The following is a 15,628-nucleotide window of genomic DNA, read 5'->3' as shown; positions in this document are numbered from 1 at the left end:
GACGCCTTACGAGGTGCATCACAACGTGAGTGTCGCGGTTATTGTGTGAATTCACGGTGTCCTGGTTTCTGATGCATTGGGCTGAAAGAAGTTGCCGCCGATCGTTCCGAAGGAGCCCAAACCCGAGGTCGCAGAGGCGGAGTAATCGGAGCTATCGGAGACCCCGAGTGTCGGGTAATTACTCGATTCTTACATTCAACCTACTTTTCGGCAATATGTTCATCTATCTCTTCGCACAGATCCATGCAGATGCGAAAAAAACATTCGTTTGCCGTTTCCAAATGCATCCTAGCTTTTTGGCTAATACCATGGGAATTATGAACAACTAGATTTCTAACTTGATATAACCGGCTTGCCAGGTCAGTCTTCTCCGACCTTTCCTGACAATCGCGTATAAACTCTCCCGCACTACGAGTGAAGTCCGCCCTGTCCCTAGAGTCAACATTGCAAATCTCAAATAACTTTGCCAACCGATTCTTCTCGGATGAGAGATCTTGCACGTGCTTAATAAAGTCCCTTACCTGCTGGACACTAGGCTCTGGCATATCTTGTATCTTGAGAAAGAAATCCTTTCCGACCTGCTCAAAAAAGAACTTTATAAACCACTCAATGATCTGGTATAGGAGGAAAAACTGCACTACCACATCTTGCTGAGTCGGAAGTGTAAAGTAAATTATACGCCTAAGCTCCACTGGCATATCCATGTACAGTGGGCTCATTCTAACTTGGAGCTTAGTACCTTCATCGAAAGGCATAGAGGCAAGCCAGGAGAACCCGTCCGGAGCCCCATCTAATGGCAATAGACCACGCCTCATCAAACTAGGCCCATAGCCATCAATCGTCTCGACGTCACGCATCCAAGGCTTATATATACACACCGCCGCCACGTCGCTACCGATCAGCTCGTCCAAGCCAACCGGCTCCTCTTCTAAAGAAGCGCCGGCCAGATATGCCGAGCGAATGCTCTGCCACTCTCTATCGTCACAAATGCTTTCAAGAACACGCCCTGCGTACACAGCAAAATGCTGGTTCCCCGCGTAATCGTGACTATTTGAACCAATTGCCTGCAAGGGAATCAGGAAGCCTCGTCGCCCCGATCCACAGTAGATCTCACGGATATCACTTTCCCTCAAGCCCTCCCGCCTATAGAAAGCTACAAGATAATTTCGAGGGTCATTCGTTTTTGGGGCATAAGAATGTGGGAAAGGAACAGCAAGCTTCTCAATGCGCCCACGTTCACCCCCCCAAGCCAGGACAGCACATTCTGATAACCATTCAAAATCAACAGTCATATACCGTGCCAGCTATACAGTTTGACTAAGGTACTTTTGATAAGCGGTGTCAATAGATTGATAAAGGTTCAGATAACTATCCCCTTCTTTATTAAAAGCCTCTCTGTAGAAATATTGGAAAAACATCCTCTGCGCATTACCAATCTTTTTACTTTGGGATTTGATTTCGGAAAGCTTCTCATTGAACCGCTCAATAAATTCGACTGGACTTTCCTCCAGCCGCAGCTGAGAAGCCATTTCGTATAATTCTTCAAACCCGTCAATCAGAGCGAAGTCTTTTAAACGACCGGCCGCAGCGCCATACCCCGAAAGCGCTTGCGGACGCTTAAAAATCTGTTGTACGTTCTTACCAAAGGGCACTCCGTAGCGCGCTATATAATCTTCCGAGACCTCTGCATCCTGACACAACTCAAACATTCGCCTAAGAACCGCATTTACTGATCGAAGATATTCTTCGAACAGATCCGCCTGTGCGTTTTCGTCTGCAAGCTTCTCCAGGCTCTGAACGTTCTCTAATATATCGGCACGGCCGATTGGCAGTTCGCTCCGCTCGATGTAAGAGTTGAAGCCTTCCACGGTGTCTTTAAAGTTAAACTGATTCCTCTGCGCAGCAACACGATTATCAGCCTCCTTTATGAGCTCGATATCATCGACGTCAGCCGCAACATAATCGAGATATAGTATTTCAATCTGTTGTCTCAAAGACATCGGGGTCTGGCCAGTATTTAAAGTGAGCATTCGATATAATATGCCGAGTCGATTAATCCCAATATAGACTTCAACACGCAGCAGTCTGTTCTTAAAGGCTGCAAGTGCCTTCTGATCACCGGCTTCAGTCAACTCATCAATAATATCGAGCATTGTATATGTGCGCTGCAATCCATCGAGGATCACAAACGAATCAGGCTCATTCTTTTGGGTTTCGAGTAAAGTTTCTCCTGCGTCGTCTTGCGCTGACACATCTCGATTCAATGCAAGAACGAGGGGCGGGATCACGCAGCCGATTTGAAGATCTTTCTTCAAGAGGGAATAGATAGTTTTAGAAGACCTCACACGCTTTCTCTGGAACTCGTTCTTATCCAATACGTGAGACGCAATTCTCGTATATTCATCTATCGACATTTCCACTAGGAGATTGGTCGAATTAATTCGCTCATCAGCGAATGTTGAAACAATATCCATACATATTCCTTCTATTCAGCCAGCGCGTTTCATCGACTTTCGGTCTTGGCATCGAACTCCATCACCCCAAATCGGGCATTAGAATTTAGCCATGCCCGAAAAGCTACTTGACATCCTTTTGGTGTCTTTCTTTCCACTTCCGGCGGATTTCTCGTGTTATTTATGCTCGTGGCGCGTTCCAAGCGTCAGTGCAAATATGTTGGCCGACCTGTTTACGCAAGAGCAGCCCTTATCGCTTATTTCTAGGAGCATGGTGAAGTATAAAGGCGATGTTTGCCTGATTCCAGGCTCACCTATAGCGACACAACAGCGTCGAATTTCTAATGCGGCCGATATCAGGAAGCATTTTGGCTCGTTCTTTCCTGCTGTCGCAATCTGCAGGGCGAACAGATTTCGTTTTTCCTAAATTTCATCTACGACAAGAGAGATAGCGAATCTCGCGTTTGTTTGAGGCGATAGCGCTCATTACGAGCACTTACCATGGCCACGACGCTCAAAGTGGGGGCGAATCGCACGTAGACTTAGAGTGCTGCTTACCATCGGGCGGCAGCGTAGTGCATGAAACTGCCTCGGCGGGACAGTAGTCGGCATATCAATTTGTCGTAAGGTTGTGCAAGCTCAGGCGAAGTCATGGAATCAATCGATCAGCCGAGCCAACGCCTTCCCCGGCTCCTCCGCCCGCATAAAAACCTCCCCAATCAAAAACGCCCCAATCCCTCCGTCTTGCAGCTTCTTGATGTCTTCAGGGCTGTGAATCCCACTCTCCGAAACCACCAGCCTGTCTTTAGGCACCATCGGCGCCAACCTTAGCGTAGTCTCCAAGTCCGTGACAAACCGATGCAAATCCCGATTATTGATCCCCACCAAGTCCCCTGGCACCTTCAACGCCCGCTCCATCTCCTCCTCGTCATGCACTTCCACCAACACGGCCAGGCCCAGCTCCTTGCCCAGCTCGGACAGCTCGGCGAGCTGGTCGTCGTTGAGTGCGGCGACGATCAGCAGCAGGGCGTCCGAGCCAATCGCGCGGGTCTCGACGACCTGCCAGGGGTCGATGATGAAGTCCTTTCTCAGCACCGGCAGGCGGCAGGCCGCTCTTGCCTCGACCAGGAAGGCGGACTGGCCGCCGAAGAAGCCCTCGTCGGTGAGCACCGACAGGCAGGTGGCGCCGCCGGCCTGGTAGCTCTTGGCGATCGCTTCGGGGTCGAAGTCGGGGCGGATGATGCCGGCCGACGGCGAGGCGCGCTTGACCTCGGCGATGACGGCGTCCTGGGTGGCGGCCGCGCGGGTTTTGAGTTCGCCGGCGAAGTCACGGCACGGCGGCAGGTCCTTGACGATGGCTTTGAGTTCGTCGAGCGGCCGGTCGGAGCGGCGGCGTTCGACTTCTTGCCTCTTGGCTTCGAGGATGGTCTTGAGGATATCCGAGCTCACAGGGCGTAGCTCCGGTTGGCGTATTGCTTGAGGCGTTCCAGGCCCACACCGGTGGCCAGGATGTCCTGGGCCTGTTTGATGCCTTCTTCCAGGCTTTCGGCGCGGCCGGAGACGTAGATGGCCGCACCCGCGTTGAGCGCGACCATGTCGGCGGCCGGGCCCGGCTCGCCGCCCAGGGCGGCTTCGACCAGGGCCAGGCTTTCTTTTGCGTCGCTGACCTGTAGCGCGGCCAGGGTGTTGTGCTTGATGCCGTAGTCGTTGGGCTGGATCTCGATCTCGCGGATCTCGCCGTCCTTCAGTTCGGCGGCCTTGGTGGGCTCGACAATCGAGATTTCGTCCAGGCCGTCGTGGCTGTGGACGACGATCACGTGGCGGCTGCCCAGGGCGTGCATCACCTCGGCCAGGGGCAGGACCAGTTCCGGGGCATACACGCCCAGCACCTGGTTGGGCGCGGCGGCCGGGTTGGTCAGGGGGCCGAGCAGGTTGAACAGGGTTCGCAAGCCCAGCGCCTTGCGCGGGCCGATGGCGTGCTTCATGGCCGTGTGGTGCTGCGGCGCGAACAAAAAACCCACGCCGAGTTCGTCGATGAGGATGGCGACCTGTTCGGGGGTGAGGTCGAGCCGGCAGCCGGCGGCTTCGAGCACGTCGGCGGCACCCGACTTGCTGGATACGGAGCGGTTGCCGTGCTTGGCCACGCGCACGCCGGCGGCGGCCGCGGCGAAGGCGGAAGCCGTGGAGACATTGAACAGCGAGGCGCCGTCGCCGCCGGTGCCGACGATGTCGGTCAGGCCCTCGCGGTCGATGTCGACGCGCTGGGCGACCTGGCGCATGACTTCGGCGGCGGCGGCGATCTCGATCGGTGTCTCGCCCTTGACGCGCAGCGCCATCAGGAAGCCGCCGACCTGCGCCGGGTCGGCTTCGCCGGCCATGATCTCGTGCATGGCCGATCGCATCAGCTCGCCTTCGAGGTCGCGGCCTTCGGCCAGTTCGTTGAGGGCCTGCTTGATGGCGGTCATCGGATTGTCTTCATTGCTTTTGGTCCAGAAAGTTCTTCAGCAGCTCGTGGCCGTGGCGGGTGAGGATCGATTCGGGGTGGAACTGCACGCCCTCGACGGGCAGTTCCTTGTGCTTAAAACCCATGATCTCGTCGCGCTCGCCTTTCCGCTCGGTCCAGGCGGTCTCTTCCAGGCAGTCCGGCAAGCTCTCGCGCGCGACGATCAGCGAATGGTAGCGCGTGGCCTCGAAGGGGTTGCCCAGGCCGGCGAACACGCCCTGGTCGGTGTGGTGCATGTGCGAGACCTTGCCGTGCATGACCTCTCTTGCGCGCACCACCTCACCGCCGAAGGCCTGGCCGATGGCCTGGTGGCCCAGGCAGACTCCGAGTATCGGGAACACGCCGGCCAGTTGCTTGACCACGGCCAGGCACACACCCGCCTCGTTGGGCGTGCACGGGCCCGGCGAGAGCACGATGCGGTCGGGCGCCATTTCGCGGATGCCGGCGATGTCGATGGCGTCGTTGCGCACGGTGTGCACGTCCGCGCCCAGCTCGCCCAGGTACTGCACCAGGTTGTAGGTGAACGAGTCGTAGTTGTCGATCATCAGCACCTTCATCGGTGCAGCCCTCCGCCGGCCTCGGCCACGGCGCGGATCAGCGCGCGGCCCTTGTTCATGGTTTCTTCCCATTCGGCCTGCGGGTCGGAATCGGCGACGATGCCGGCGCCGGCCTGCAGGTGCAGGGTGTGGTCTTTCACCAGCGCGGTGCGGATGGCGATGGCCAGGTCCGCGTTGCCGTGCCAGTCCAGGTGGCCGACCGCGCCGGCGTAGACGCCGCGGCGAACCGGCTCGAGTTCGTTGAGGATTTCCATCGCGCGCACTTTCGGCGCGCCCGAGAGCGTGCCGGCCGGGAAGGTGGCGCGCAGGACATCAATGGCGCTCATGTCGGTATCGAGCTGGCCGTGGACTTCCGAGACCAGGTGCATGACGTGCGAGTAGCGCTCGATGACCATGCGGTCGGTCAGCTCGACCGTGCCGGTGGCAGCAATCCGGCCGATATCGTTTCGGCCGAGATCAATCAGCATCAGGTGCTCGGCCAGTTCCTTGGGGTCGGCCTTGAGTTCTTCTTCCAGGCGGCGGTCCTCTTCGGCCGTCTTGCCGCGCGGGCGGGTGCCGGCGATGGGGCGCACCATGGCCTCGCGGTCGGACACGCGCACCAGCACTTCCGGCGAGGAGCCGACGACCTGGAAGTCGCCGCGCTCGTCATGAAAGTCGAAGAAGTACATGTAGGGCGAGGGGTTGAGGCTTCTCAGCGCCCGGTAGACGTCGAGCGGCCGGGCGGCCAGGTCCACGCTCATGCGCTGGGACAGCACCACCTGCATGGTGTCACCGTCGAGGATGTATTGCTTGATGCGCGCGACGGCGTCCTTGAAGTCTTTTTCGGCGAAGCCGAAGCGGAAGTCGTCTTCGTTGGGAGTTTCCGCGGGTGCCGGCGGGTAGCCCGGCGAGCCGCAGCGCAGGCGATGGGTGAGCTGGTCGAGGCGGCGGCAGGCCGTGTCCCAGGCGCGCGGCTCGTCGGGGTCGGCGTTGACGATCAGGTACAGCCGGCCGGCCAGGTTGTCGAACACGGCCAGTTCCTCGGCTTCCAGCAGCAGAATCTCGGGCACGCCCAGCTCGTCGGGCTTGGCCGAGAAGTCCAGCTTAGGCTCCAGATGGGCGACGGTCTCGTAGCCGAAGTAGCCCACCAGGCCGCCGGCGAAACCGGGCAGCTCGTCCAGCTCGGGGGCCTGGCGGCTTTTGATCAGGGCGTCGATCTCGGTGAGCGGGTCGACGTCGTCGGCGCGCTCGATGACGCGACCGTATTCCAGCGCTTCGAGCTTGCGCCCCGTCGCGCGCCAAGAGCGGCGGCACGGCAGGCCGATGATTGAATAACGGCCCCAGTTCTCGCCGCCCTCGACAGATTCCAACAAAAAGGCGTTGGGCCCGTCGGCCAGCTTCAGGTAGACCGACAGTGGCGTATCCAGGTCGGCGGCGATCGAGCGCCAGACCGGGATGCGGTTGTAGCCTTCGCGGGCGAGTTGTTCGAAGCGGGCAGAGTCCACCGGGCATCCGTTACTGCAAGCAAGCCACGTATTGTAAGCGCCCGGGTGGGGGCTGGCTATCAACAGCAACCATGTCGTCCCGGAAACCGCGAAGCGGTTATCCGGGGCCTCGCACGGTTCGGCTGGTAGTGAGTTTGGCCGTGCCGGCGTAAGTGTGCGGGGTCCCGGATCGGGGTCCGGGACGACACTTGGCGTCGGTTTCGCGTTCAGACAACATTGTCGCCCCGGAAACCGCGAAGCGGTTGTCCGGGGCCTCGCACGCTCCGGGTGGCACTGAGTTTGGCCGTGCCGGCATGAATGTGCGAGATCCCGGATGGGGGTCCGAGATGACGTTTGGCGTCGGCCTCAGGGAGAGCGAAGCTCTTGTGGATTGCCCGGCAGCTGTTGTCGGTAGTGCATCACGGTGACGACTTCCAGGTATTCCGCGCCTTGGCGGTAAATGATCCGATAGGGCCGGGACAGCAGTTCCCGCAAGTTGGTGTCCGGATATTCGGGCACTCTGCGACCGCTATGAGGTGCACTTTCCAGTTGGACGACGCGATCGATCAGGCGTCTGATCAAGGCTTCGGCATCTAGGGGGGAATCATTGGCGACATGCTCATGAATGGCCGCGAGCCGTGACTTCGCCTCAGCCGACCAAAGAACAGTCATTCAATCAAACCAAGGGAATCCAGTAGAGCTTCACTTGTGTAAACGCGACCGGCATCAAGGTCTGCCAGCCCTTTCTCAATTGAACGCCGGACTGCAACCTCGTAGGCCACATCGTCCCAAGTGGCATTCTCGGGCAACTGATCGATCAGCTCCCGGGCCTTGGTTTTAACCGTATCTGCGTTCGCTGCCATGGATTTCATTTTACACGCTCGCATATTCTCGGCCTAGCGGGCTTGGCGTCCGACACTCTGACTTACTTGCCGCGGAGTTGACGGACGACCTCGGCGTAATCGTCCTGTCCGAAGATCGCGGAACCGGCCACCAGCGTATCGGCACCGGCTTCGCGGATTTCGGCGGCATTGTCGGCTTTGACGCCGCCGTCGATCTCCAGGCGGATGTCACGGCCGGATTGGTCGATGATTTCGCGCGCCTTGCGCAGCTTGTCGAGGGCGGCGGGGATGAACTTCTGGCCGCCAAAGCCGGGGTTGACCGACATGATCAGCACCAGGTCGACCTTGTCGATCACCCATTCGAGGATGTCGAGCGGCGTGGCCGGGTTGAAGACCAGGCCGGCGCGGCAGCCCTGCTCGCGGATCAGGGCGAGCGTGCGGTCGACGTGCTCGCTGGCTTCCGGATGGAAGCTGATCACGCTCGCGCCCGCATCCGCGAAGTCGGGAATGATGCGGTCGACCGGCTTGACCATCAGGTGTACGTCGATGGGGGCGGTAATGCCGTGGTTCCTGAGCGCTTGGCAGACCAAGGGGCCGATGGTCAGGTTGGGCACGTAGTGGTTGTCCATGACGTCGAAGTGCACCCAGTCGGCGCCGGCTTCGAGCACGTTGGTCACTTCCTCGCCCAGGCGGGCGAAATCGGCGGAAAGAATGCTGGGTGCGATCAGGGTGGGCTGCTTCATGGCTGGGGTCATGCGTATAATTCGGGTTTGTTTTCCATTGTACCCGCCAACGTGAGCGACTACCCCGTTCCGCCGCTGGAGCTGCTGCACCAGGGCAAAGTGCGCGACATCTACGCCGTCGACGACGATCGATTGCTGATCGTCGCCTCCGACCGCTTGTCGGCCTTCGATGTCGTCCTGCCCGACCCGATCCCGGGCAAGGGCGAGATCCTCACGCGCATCTCCAATTTCTGGTTCAGCCAGTTCGCCGACCTGGTGCCCAACCACCTGCTCGACGACGACCTTGCCGAGGTCGTCGGCAGCGCGGAGCTGGCCGCCGAGCTGGCGCCGCGCAGCATGCTGGTGCGACGGCTGAAGTCGCTGCCGGTCGAGGCCATCGTGCGCGGTTACCTGGCCGGCTCGGGCTGGAAGGACTATCAAAAGACCGGCGGCATCTGCGGTATCGACCTGCCCGAAAACCTGGAGCAGGCCGCCGCCCTGCCCGACCCGATCTTCACGCCCTCGACCAAGGCCGCCGTGGGCGATCACGACGTCAACATCGACATGGCGGCCATGCAGAAGCAGATCGGCGCCGACCGGGCGTTGAGAATCCGCGACATCAGCCTGGCGATCTACCGTCGCGCGGCCGCCTTCGCGCGTGATCGCGGCATCATCATCGCCGACACCAAGTTCGAGTTCGGCATCGACGACGACGGCGAACTCTACCTGATCGACGAACTGCTTACTCCGGACAGTTCCCGCTTCTGGCCGGTCGACGAGTGGCGCTTGGGGATCAGCCCGCCGAGCTTCGACAAGCAGTTCGTACGCGACTACCTCGAAACCCTGGACTGGGACAAGACCGCTCCGGGGCCGAAACTGCCTGCCGAAATCATCGAGCAGACCGTGGCGCGCTACCGCGAGGCCGAGAAACGACTGCTGGCGCATGAGTGAGCCCGTGCTGACACGCGTGGCGGCGGACTCGACCCTGGGCCGCCTGACCGGCGCCGCGCTGTTTCTGACGCTGGCGCTGGGTCTCGTGGTGCCCGATGCCCTGGACGTCGGCGTCGCCGGCCTGGTCTTGCTGGCCCTGATCTGGCTGCCCAAGCCCGACGGATGGCGGCGACACGACTTGTATCGTCTCGAGTGGCTGTTCCTCGGTGCCGTGGTCGTCTTTGTCGCGGCATGGCTGCTCGCCTGGGCGCTTCACGGCATGCCTTTCGGCGGCACCAGCACCGCCCAGCGCATGCCCAAGCTGCTGGCCGCCGTGCCGCTGTATCTGTTTTTACGTCGCGTCGACGGCCTGGAGACCGCCTGGTGGAACGGCCTGGTGGCCGGCAGCCTGCTGGCCGGCGCCTATGCGCTGTGGTTCACGCTGACCGGCCAGGTGGGCGACTACGAGGGCCGGGTGACGGGTCCGACCAACCCGATCTACTTCGGCGGCTTCTCGATGGCATTTGCCCTGATGCTGGTTCCCCGGCTGGCCGACGAACGCCAGACGACCCTGGCGCGCTCGCTCACGGGCGTGGCGATCATCGCGGCCTTCGTGGCCAACGCCCTGTCGGGTTCGCGCGGGGCCTGGCTGGCCATTCCGGCGCTGCTGGCGGTCTACCTGTTCACCGCCGGCGCCGGCCAGCCCATTCGCTGGCGCATCGGCGTGCCGGTGGTGGTCCTCGCGCTGAGCCTGGTGGTGCTTCTCAACCCCATCCTGCCGATGAGCGACCGCCTGGACGAAACGCTGACCGATCTGAGCGTCATCGCCTCCGGCGAGAGCGGCAACGGCGGGCTTGGGATACGCGTTCAGCTATGGGAAATCGCCGGTGGCCTGATCAGCGCCGAGCCCATGACCGGAACGGGCTCGGGCAGCTACCGGATCGCGCTGGTCGAGTCCGTGCAGGCCGGCGCCTATGGTGAAGACCTGCTTCGCTACGATCACCCGCACAACCAGTATCTCTCGGCCCTGATCGAAGGCGGCGTCGGCCTGGCAGCACTCCTGGTCGTGCTGTTGGCGAGCCCCCTTCTGCTGGTCTCGCCATTGAGCCGACGCTACTCCAGGCAGTGTCGCTACCTGGCCTGGTGTGCTCTGGCCTCGACCGTGGTCATCATGGTGCTGGCGCTGTCGGAGTCTCTGTTCGAGCGCAATGACGGCGTGGTCTGGTTCGTGTTTCTGGCCGCGACGACGACCGCGCTGGCTTGCGGCAGCGGCCGGTCACGAGATCAGTTGCAATAGGCGCCGCGCCACCTGCTCCGCATCATTCCGTGAAGCCGCCGGTGCACTTCGGGCCGGGGATTGTTCCTGCTCGCGCAGCACCGCCGTGGCCGCCTCGCACAACAAAGCCGGATCGAGTTGCGCAGCCTTCGCCCGGCCCGCCTGCTCCAGGCGGGCAACGCGCCGCGGCTGATCACGGCCGCCCACGGCCGAGACAACCAGCGGCACGCCGGCCGCCAGGGCCTGCCCGGAAAGCATGTTACCCGCTCCGATGACGGCCAGTTTCGATCGGGCCAGCAAGGCACCGAGCGCTGCCGTCGGCAGCGAGGCAAGCACCGACACTTCCGGGTCCGCATCGACCTCGCCCCGATACTGGGGGCCCATCACGACGACGGTCGGCATGCGGGTTTCGCGCCTGAAGCGACGGGCCGCTTCCAGGAAGATTTCGGGAATCGGCCGGCCGGCGTGCTCATAGCCGCCGCCCCCGGCGACGAACACGGCGAATTCGCGCTCGTCGGGCAGCTCCGGCAACCAGGGTGCGAGCGCGGCGTCATCGGGCCGGGGCACCACGCCACGGACCAGTTCGACGTCGACCCCTCGAAAGAACCCGAGAAGCAGCCGCTCGTGCCGGTGCAGGCGCGGCTGTGGCGAGAAGGAATCAATGATGACGTGCAGATCCATCCAGCGCATCTGCCGGGGACGGAATCCCTTGAGCCGCTTGCGCGGGCGGTTGCTGATCCACGCAACGCGGGCGCCGAGGCGCTGGGCCGCGCGGAACTGGGCGACCCGTCCCGTGCAATCGAATACGACCAGGGCGGGCCGGCGCTGTTCCATCAGCCGGATCACTTCCTCGCCGGCCCTGGCCGGGGTGGCCGAAAGCGGGTGATAGACGAATCGTTCGTCACGCTCGACGCGCGCTTCGGCGTGCAGCAGGAATTCGATCTCGATTCCGGGCGTCTCATCGGCGATCGTCCGGGCCAGCACCAGGCAGCGGTAGTACTCACCGCTGCCACCCGGCCCGCTGGCCGGGGCAAAGAGGATGCGATCGGCGCACCCGCTCACATCGACTTCCTTTTCTTGCGGCGGCTGCGGCGCCGGCGAATGCCGGGATAACGATCGGGCTCGCCCGGCGGTGCCGTCTTGAAGCGGCGGTGGACCCAGAAGTACTGGGCCGGGTCGCGTCGGATATGTCGTTCCAGGAAGGCGTTGAACCGGGTCAGGTCCTGTTCGTCGTCGCCGCTGGGAAAATCCTCGAAGGGCGGTTCGATCACGACCCGAACCTGGCCGCTTTCGGTATCGCGCAGCGGATACATGCCCAGTACCACGGCATTGCCCATGCGCGCCATGTTGGCGATGCCGGTGGCCGTGGCGGTGGCCAGGCCGAAGAACGGCACGAAGATCGAGCGCTTCGGCCCGAAATCCTGGTCCGGGGCATACCAGAGCAGGCGACCTGCACGCAGGTGGCGCACCATGGCGCGCAGCTCGTTGCGCTGGAACATGCCTTGCGCATAGCGCAGCCGGCCGCGGTTCTGGAACGCCTCGACGGTGCGATTGCCCTGCGGCCGATAGACGCCCCAGGTGGGCGTGCGCTCGCAAAGCAGCCGCCCGGCCAGTTCGAGTGAGGTTGAGTGACCGGTCAACAGCAAAACGCCCTTACCCAACTCGCGCGCCTGCTCCAGGTGCTCGAGGCCCTCGACCGTGCCGATGCGCTCGTCCAGCTTGCCCGGGCGACACCAGGCGATGGCGCCTTCGGCCAGCATCTCGGCGAGGAAGCGAAAGTGACGCCTGACCAGGCGACGGCGCTCGGCCGGCTCCATTTCGGGAAAACAAAGCTCGAAGTTGCGTCGGGCAATCCGGCGGCGCGTCGGCAGTGCCAATGCCAACAGCGGTCCCAGCGGACGCACCACGGCCCGCGCCCCTCGCGGCGGCAATCGGCCGAGCAGCCGGGCCGGCTGAAGCAGGATCCAGGTCAGGAATTCGCTCATGCGGATTACCGTCTCTCGCCGAAGCCGACAATCCGGCCCGGGACCGGATCATGAAGTAAACTCGTCGCCGTCATGCTTGCAGTCTACCGTTTGCTCATTGTGCTCATCGCGCCGCTTGCGCTTGTGTGGCTGCGCTGGAAGATTGCCGGCCCGGCCGAACTGCGCGCACGCTGGCGAGAACGTCTGGGCAGCGTACCCCGCCTCGACAGCCAGCAGCCGGTGCTGTGGCTGCACGCCGCCTCGGTGGGCGAAGTCAATGCCGTCGCTGCCCTGGTCACGGCGATGCTCGAGCGTTATCCGGATCATCGCCTGGTCATCAGCACGATGACCGTCACCGGCCGGGCCGAGGCCATCCGGCGCTTCGGGGACCGGGTTGACACGGTCTTCGCACCGCTGGACACACCCTGGGCCGTCAGTCGCTGGCTCAAGCGCATCCGGCCGCGGCTGGCCATGGTAGCCGAAACCGAGATCTGGCCGGAGCTCTATCGCGGCTGCAGCAAGCGCGCCATTCCCCTGGTGCTGGTCAACGCCCGGCTGGCACCCTCGGCCATGAAACGTTATCGGCGATTTCACTCGCTGTTTGCCGGCGCGCTTTCATCGGTCGACCTGGCCATCTGCCAGAGCGAGGACGATGCGCGACGCTTCGGTGAACTGGGCCTGGATGAAGACCGGATCGCGGTCGCGGGCAATCTCAAGTTCGACCGTGTCATTCCCGACGACCTGGGCGAGACGGTGCGCAAACTGCGCAGCGAATGGGGTGAGCGCCCAACCTGGGTGGCCGGCAGCACGCGCCCGGGCGAGGAGGCGATCGTGCTCGATGCCCACGCGCGGCTGCGCGAACGACGACCCGAGGCCCTGCTGATTCTCGCGCCCCGCCATCCCGAGCGCAGCGACGAAATTCGGACACTGATCGAGAAAGCCGGCCTGAAGCATCAGCCCATCGGGCAGCTGATCGAGCTGGAAACGGCCGTCGTGCTGGTCGATCGCATCGGCATACTGCTGTCCTGCTACGCGGCGGCACCGGCCGCCTTCGTCGGCGGCAGCCTGGTCGACATCGGCGGACACAACCTGCTCGAACCGGCCGCCTTCGGCAAGGCCGTCATCGCCGGAGCGCACCTGCATCAGCAGGCCGACTCGGCCGAGGCCCTGCGCGACAACGGCGCGCTGATCGAAGTGCAGGATGCCGACGGGCTGGCCCGGGCGGTGTTGTCGATCTGGGAGGATCCGCAGCGCGCGCTGGAATACGGGCGCGCGGCGCTGGAGGTGGTGGAAAACGGGCGCGGGAGTGTGCGCCGCACCCTCAAACTCCTCGATGGAATCCTCTGAAAACTACTGCGCGTGCGCCTGACGGCGTCCGGCAGCGTAGGCAACGGAGCCTTGGCGGCTTTCCGCAGGAAAGAAGCCGAGGCGTAGTGCCGTAAAGCGCGTGCTCGGAATCCTCATGTATTCGCATATACACTCCGGTTCCTGCGCTCCGGCGGCCACCGTCAGCCACCCGCTCGCTACGTTTTCAGAGGATTCCGTACATTCAATCGGTGAGAAGCTGATTCACCCAGGTGAGGTCGTCTTCTTCGAGCACGCCGGCGAACTGGCGCAAGCGGAGCTGGTTGAGAATGAACTGGTGGCGTGCGTCGGAGTAGTTGCGCTCGGCCTGGAAGAAACGCTGCTCGGCGTTGAGCACGTCCACGATGGTTCGGGTGCCCACTTCGAAGCCGGCGTTGGTGGCTTCGAGCGCGCTATCGGCCGAAACCAGGGCCTGGCGACGGGCCTCGACTTCCTGGATGCCGGCCACGATGGCGCGGTAGGCCGTTTCGGTCTGGCGTTTGACCGAACGCTGGGTGGCCGACAGGGTGGCATCGGCGGCGCGCAGCGAATAGCCGGCCTGGTGGCGCTGCGACTGCGTGGCGAACCCGGAGAAGATCGGAACGTTGAGGGTCACGCCCACTTCCCAGCCCTGATTTTCCAGCGTCGCCGACCCCAACGGTTCCTGCGTCGCCGGATCGCGCCCGACCCATTCGTTGTTGGTGAAATCGGTATAGCCGGCCTCCAGCCCCAGGGTCGGCAGATGGCCGGCGCGGGCGATGCGCAAGTCCGCCTGGGCGACGTCGACCTGTGAACGCTGCTGCAGGAGCTGGGGATTGAAGTCCAGCGCGCGAGCAACCCACTCCTCGACGTCGGAGGGCTCGGGCATGTCCAGTGGAATATCCTGGGCCAGGCGGGCGAAGTTCTCGAACCAGGCGCCGGCGACTTCCCGCAGCGCATCTCGGGCGTCTTCGAGCGCATTCTCGGCGGTGATCACCCGCGCACGGGCGGCATCGTAGACAGCACGTGCTTCGTGCACGTCGGTCACGGCGGCCAGGCCGACTTCGAAACGCTGCTCGGCCTGTTCGAACTGGCGCTTGAGCGCCGTTTCTTCCGCCTTGGCGAAACGCACGGAATCGAGCGCGGTCAGCACGTCGAAGTAGCGTTGCGAGACGCGGAACAGGAAGTTCTGCCAGGCTTCGCGATACTGGGCTTCGGCCGCGCTGAACTCGGCCCGGCTGCGGTCGAGACGCCCGTAGTTGGCATCGTCATAGATGCTCTGGCGCAAGGTCACGCCCCAGTTCTCGGTATCGGAGTCTTCGGAGTCCAGCTCCGTTCCTGCGATGGTCGTGGTCGACGATCCAATGGTTTTTCCGGCGGAGGCCGAGACTGTCGGCAGCAGGCTGGCCCGTGCCTGCACGGGGCTCTCACCGGCAGCGTTGAGCTGTTGTTCGGCAGCGCGGATTTCCGCGTCGTGGCTCTGGGCCAGTTCATAGACGCCCATCAGATCGACGGCCTGGGCCGAAGTACTCAGCCCCAGGGCGACGGCCAGGGACAGAAAAACTTGCTTGCGATTGATCATGGTCATTCCGGCT

The 15,628-nt window shown here is 62.4% G+C and carries 15 protein-coding genes; 3 read left to right on the top strand and 12 right to left on the bottom strand.

The window, feature by feature from the left end:
* Nucleotides 1-200: 200 nt before the first annotated feature.
* The 9 genes from DZK26_RS02280 to rpe form a co-directional block, all read right to left on the bottom strand.
* The gene (locus tag DZK26_RS02280) at nucleotides 201-1,292 is read right to left on the bottom strand and encodes a hypothetical protein (protein WP_147306599.1); all 1,092 of its coding nucleotides are present in this window, start codon (nucleotides 1,290-1,292) and stop codon (nucleotides 201-203) included.
* A 12-nt stretch (nucleotides 1,293-1,304) separates the two neighbouring features.
* Entirely contained in the window at nucleotides 1,305-2,474 is a 1,170-nt protein-coding gene (locus DZK26_RS02275) for a hypothetical protein (protein WP_116897289.1), read from the bottom strand.
* Nucleotides 2,475-3,110: 636 nt separating this feature from the next.
* Entirely contained in the window at nucleotides 3,111-3,902 is a 792-nt protein-coding gene (trpC, locus tag DZK26_RS02270) for an indole-3-glycerol phosphate synthase TrpC (RefSeq protein ID WP_116897288.1), read from the bottom strand.
* Nucleotides 3,899-4,918 carry an anthranilate phosphoribosyltransferase gene (gene trpD, locus DZK26_RS02265; RefSeq protein ID WP_116897287.1) on the bottom strand — a complete coding sequence of 340 codons (1,020 nt, stop codon included), beginning with the start codon at nucleotides 4,916-4,918 and terminating at the stop codon, nucleotides 3,899-3,901. The genes trpC and trpD overlap by 4 nt, the downstream gene beginning before the upstream one ends.
* Before the next feature lie 10 nt (nucleotides 4,919-4,928).
* Nucleotides 4,929-5,513, bottom strand: coding sequence for an aminodeoxychorismate/anthranilate synthase component II (locus DZK26_RS02260; protein ID WP_116897286.1), 585 nt, complete (start codon nucleotides 5,511-5,513; stop codon nucleotides 4,929-4,931).
* On the bottom strand, nucleotides 5,510-6,997 hold the full coding sequence (gene trpE, locus DZK26_RS02255; RefSeq protein WP_116897285.1) for an anthranilate synthase component I: 1,488 nt from the start codon (nucleotides 6,995-6,997) through the stop codon (nucleotides 5,510-5,512). Before trpE ends, DZK26_RS02260 begins: the two co-directional genes overlap by 4 nt.
* Before the next feature lie 345 nt (nucleotides 6,998-7,342).
* The gene (locus DZK26_RS02250) at nucleotides 7,343-7,648 is read right to left on the bottom strand and encodes a type II toxin-antitoxin system RelE/ParE family toxin (protein ID WP_116897284.1); all 306 of its coding nucleotides are present in this window, start codon (nucleotides 7,646-7,648) and stop codon (nucleotides 7,343-7,345) included.
* Nucleotides 7,645-7,848 (bottom strand): hypothetical protein, encoded by a 204-nt coding sequence (locus tag DZK26_RS02245; RefSeq protein ID WP_258870816.1) that lies wholly within the window; start codon nucleotides 7,846-7,848, stop codon nucleotides 7,645-7,647. Before DZK26_RS02245 ends, DZK26_RS02250 begins: the two co-directional genes overlap by 4 nt.
* 53 nt (nucleotides 7,849-7,901) lie before the next feature.
* On the bottom strand, nucleotides 7,902-8,561 hold the full coding sequence (gene rpe / locus DZK26_RS02240; RefSeq protein WP_116897282.1) for a ribulose-phosphate 3-epimerase: 660 nt from the start codon (nucleotides 8,559-8,561) through the stop codon (nucleotides 7,902-7,904).
* 27 nt (nucleotides 8,562-8,588) lie between these two features.
* Between rpe and DZK26_RS02235 the strand changes: the two genes are divergently transcribed.
* Nucleotides 8,589-9,491 (top strand): phosphoribosylaminoimidazolesuccinocarboxamide synthase, encoded by a 903-nt coding sequence (locus DZK26_RS02235; protein WP_258870815.1) that lies wholly within the window; start codon nucleotides 8,589-8,591, stop codon nucleotides 9,489-9,491.
* A complete protein-coding gene (locus DZK26_RS02230) occupies nucleotides 9,484-10,767 on the top strand; it encodes an O-antigen ligase (RefSeq protein ID WP_116897281.1) in 1,284 nt (427 codons plus the stop codon). Before DZK26_RS02235 ends, DZK26_RS02230 begins: the two co-directional genes overlap by 8 nt.
* On the opposite strand, the gene DZK26_RS02225 is transcribed toward DZK26_RS02230, so the two are convergent.
* Complete coding sequence (locus tag DZK26_RS02225; protein WP_116897280.1) at nucleotides 10,747-11,808, bottom strand: glycosyltransferase; 1,062 nt, start codon at nucleotides 11,806-11,808, stop codon at nucleotides 10,747-10,749. The two genes, DZK26_RS02230 and DZK26_RS02225, sit on opposite strands and share 21 nt — an antisense overlap.
* Nucleotides 11,805-12,731, bottom strand: a complete 927-nt coding sequence (locus DZK26_RS02220; RefSeq protein WP_116897279.1) for a lipid A biosynthesis lauroyl acyltransferase — start codon at nucleotides 12,729-12,731, stop codon at nucleotides 11,805-11,807. Before DZK26_RS02220 ends, DZK26_RS02225 begins: the two co-directional genes overlap by 4 nt.
* 72 nt (nucleotides 12,732-12,803) lie before the next feature.
* Here DZK26_RS02220 and DZK26_RS02215 point away from each other — a divergent pair, with 72 nt between their 5' ends.
* On the top strand, nucleotides 12,804-14,057 hold the full coding sequence (locus tag DZK26_RS02215) for a 3-deoxy-D-manno-octulosonic acid transferase (protein ID WP_116897278.1): 1,254 nt from the start codon (nucleotides 12,804-12,806) through the stop codon (nucleotides 14,055-14,057).
* 202 nt (nucleotides 14,058-14,259) lie between these two features.
* Here the strand turns inward: DZK26_RS02215 and DZK26_RS02210 are convergent, their stop codons facing one another.
* Complete coding sequence (locus DZK26_RS02210) at nucleotides 14,260-15,621, bottom strand: TolC family outer membrane protein (RefSeq protein WP_116897277.1); 1,362 nt, start codon at nucleotides 15,619-15,621, stop codon at nucleotides 14,260-14,262.
* Nucleotides 15,622-15,628 lie beyond the last annotated feature (7 nt).

The sequence above is a fragment of the Wenzhouxiangella sp. 15190 genome (genome assembly GCF_003417465.1).
Classification (GTDB): Bacteria; Pseudomonadota; Gammaproteobacteria; order Xanthomonadales; family Wenzhouxiangellaceae; genus Wenzhouxiangella.
This window is presented reverse-complemented; position numbering and strand designations above follow the sequence as displayed.

Bases quoted from the DNA above. Each gene is read 5' to 3' on its own strand.
- DZK26_RS02280 (WP_147306599.1), bottom strand. From the start codon at position 1,292: ATGACTGTTGATTTTGAATGGTTATCAGAATGTGCTGTCCTGGCTTGG.
- DZK26_RS02275 (WP_116897289.1), bottom strand. From the start codon at position 2,474: ATGGATATTGTTTCAACATTCGCTGATGAGCGAATTAATTCGACCAAT.
- trpD (WP_116897287.1), bottom strand. From the start codon at position 4,918: ATGACCGCCATCAAGCAGGCCCTCAACGAACTGGCCGAAGGCCGCGAC.
- DZK26_RS02260 (WP_116897286.1), bottom strand. From the start codon at position 5,513: ATGAAGGTGCTGATGATCGACAACTACGACTCGTTCACCTACAACCTG.
- DZK26_RS02250 (WP_116897284.1), bottom strand. From the start codon at position 7,648: ATGACTGTTCTTTGGTCGGCTGAGGCGAAGTCACGGCTCGCGGCCATT.
- DZK26_RS02245 (WP_258870816.1), bottom strand. From the start codon at position 7,848: ATGAAATCCATGGCAGCGAACGCAGATACGGTTAAAACCAAGGCCCGG.
- rpe (WP_116897282.1), bottom strand. From the start codon at position 8,561: ATGAAGCAGCCCACCCTGATCGCACCCAGCATTCTTTCCGCCGATTTC.
- DZK26_RS02230 (WP_116897281.1), top strand. From the start codon at position 9,484: ATGAGTGAGCCCGTGCTGACACGCGTGGCGGCGGACTCGACCCTGGGC.
- DZK26_RS02220 (WP_116897279.1), bottom strand. From the start codon at position 12,731: ATGAGCGAATTCCTGACCTGGATCCTGCTTCAGCCGGCCCGGCTGCTC.
- DZK26_RS02215 (WP_116897278.1), top strand. From the start codon at position 12,804: ATGCTTGCAGTCTACCGTTTGCTCATTGTGCTCATCGCGCCGCTTGCG.
- DZK26_RS02210 (WP_116897277.1), bottom strand. From the start codon at position 15,621: ATGACCATGATCAATCGCAAGCAAGTTTTTCTGTCCCTGGCCGTCGCC.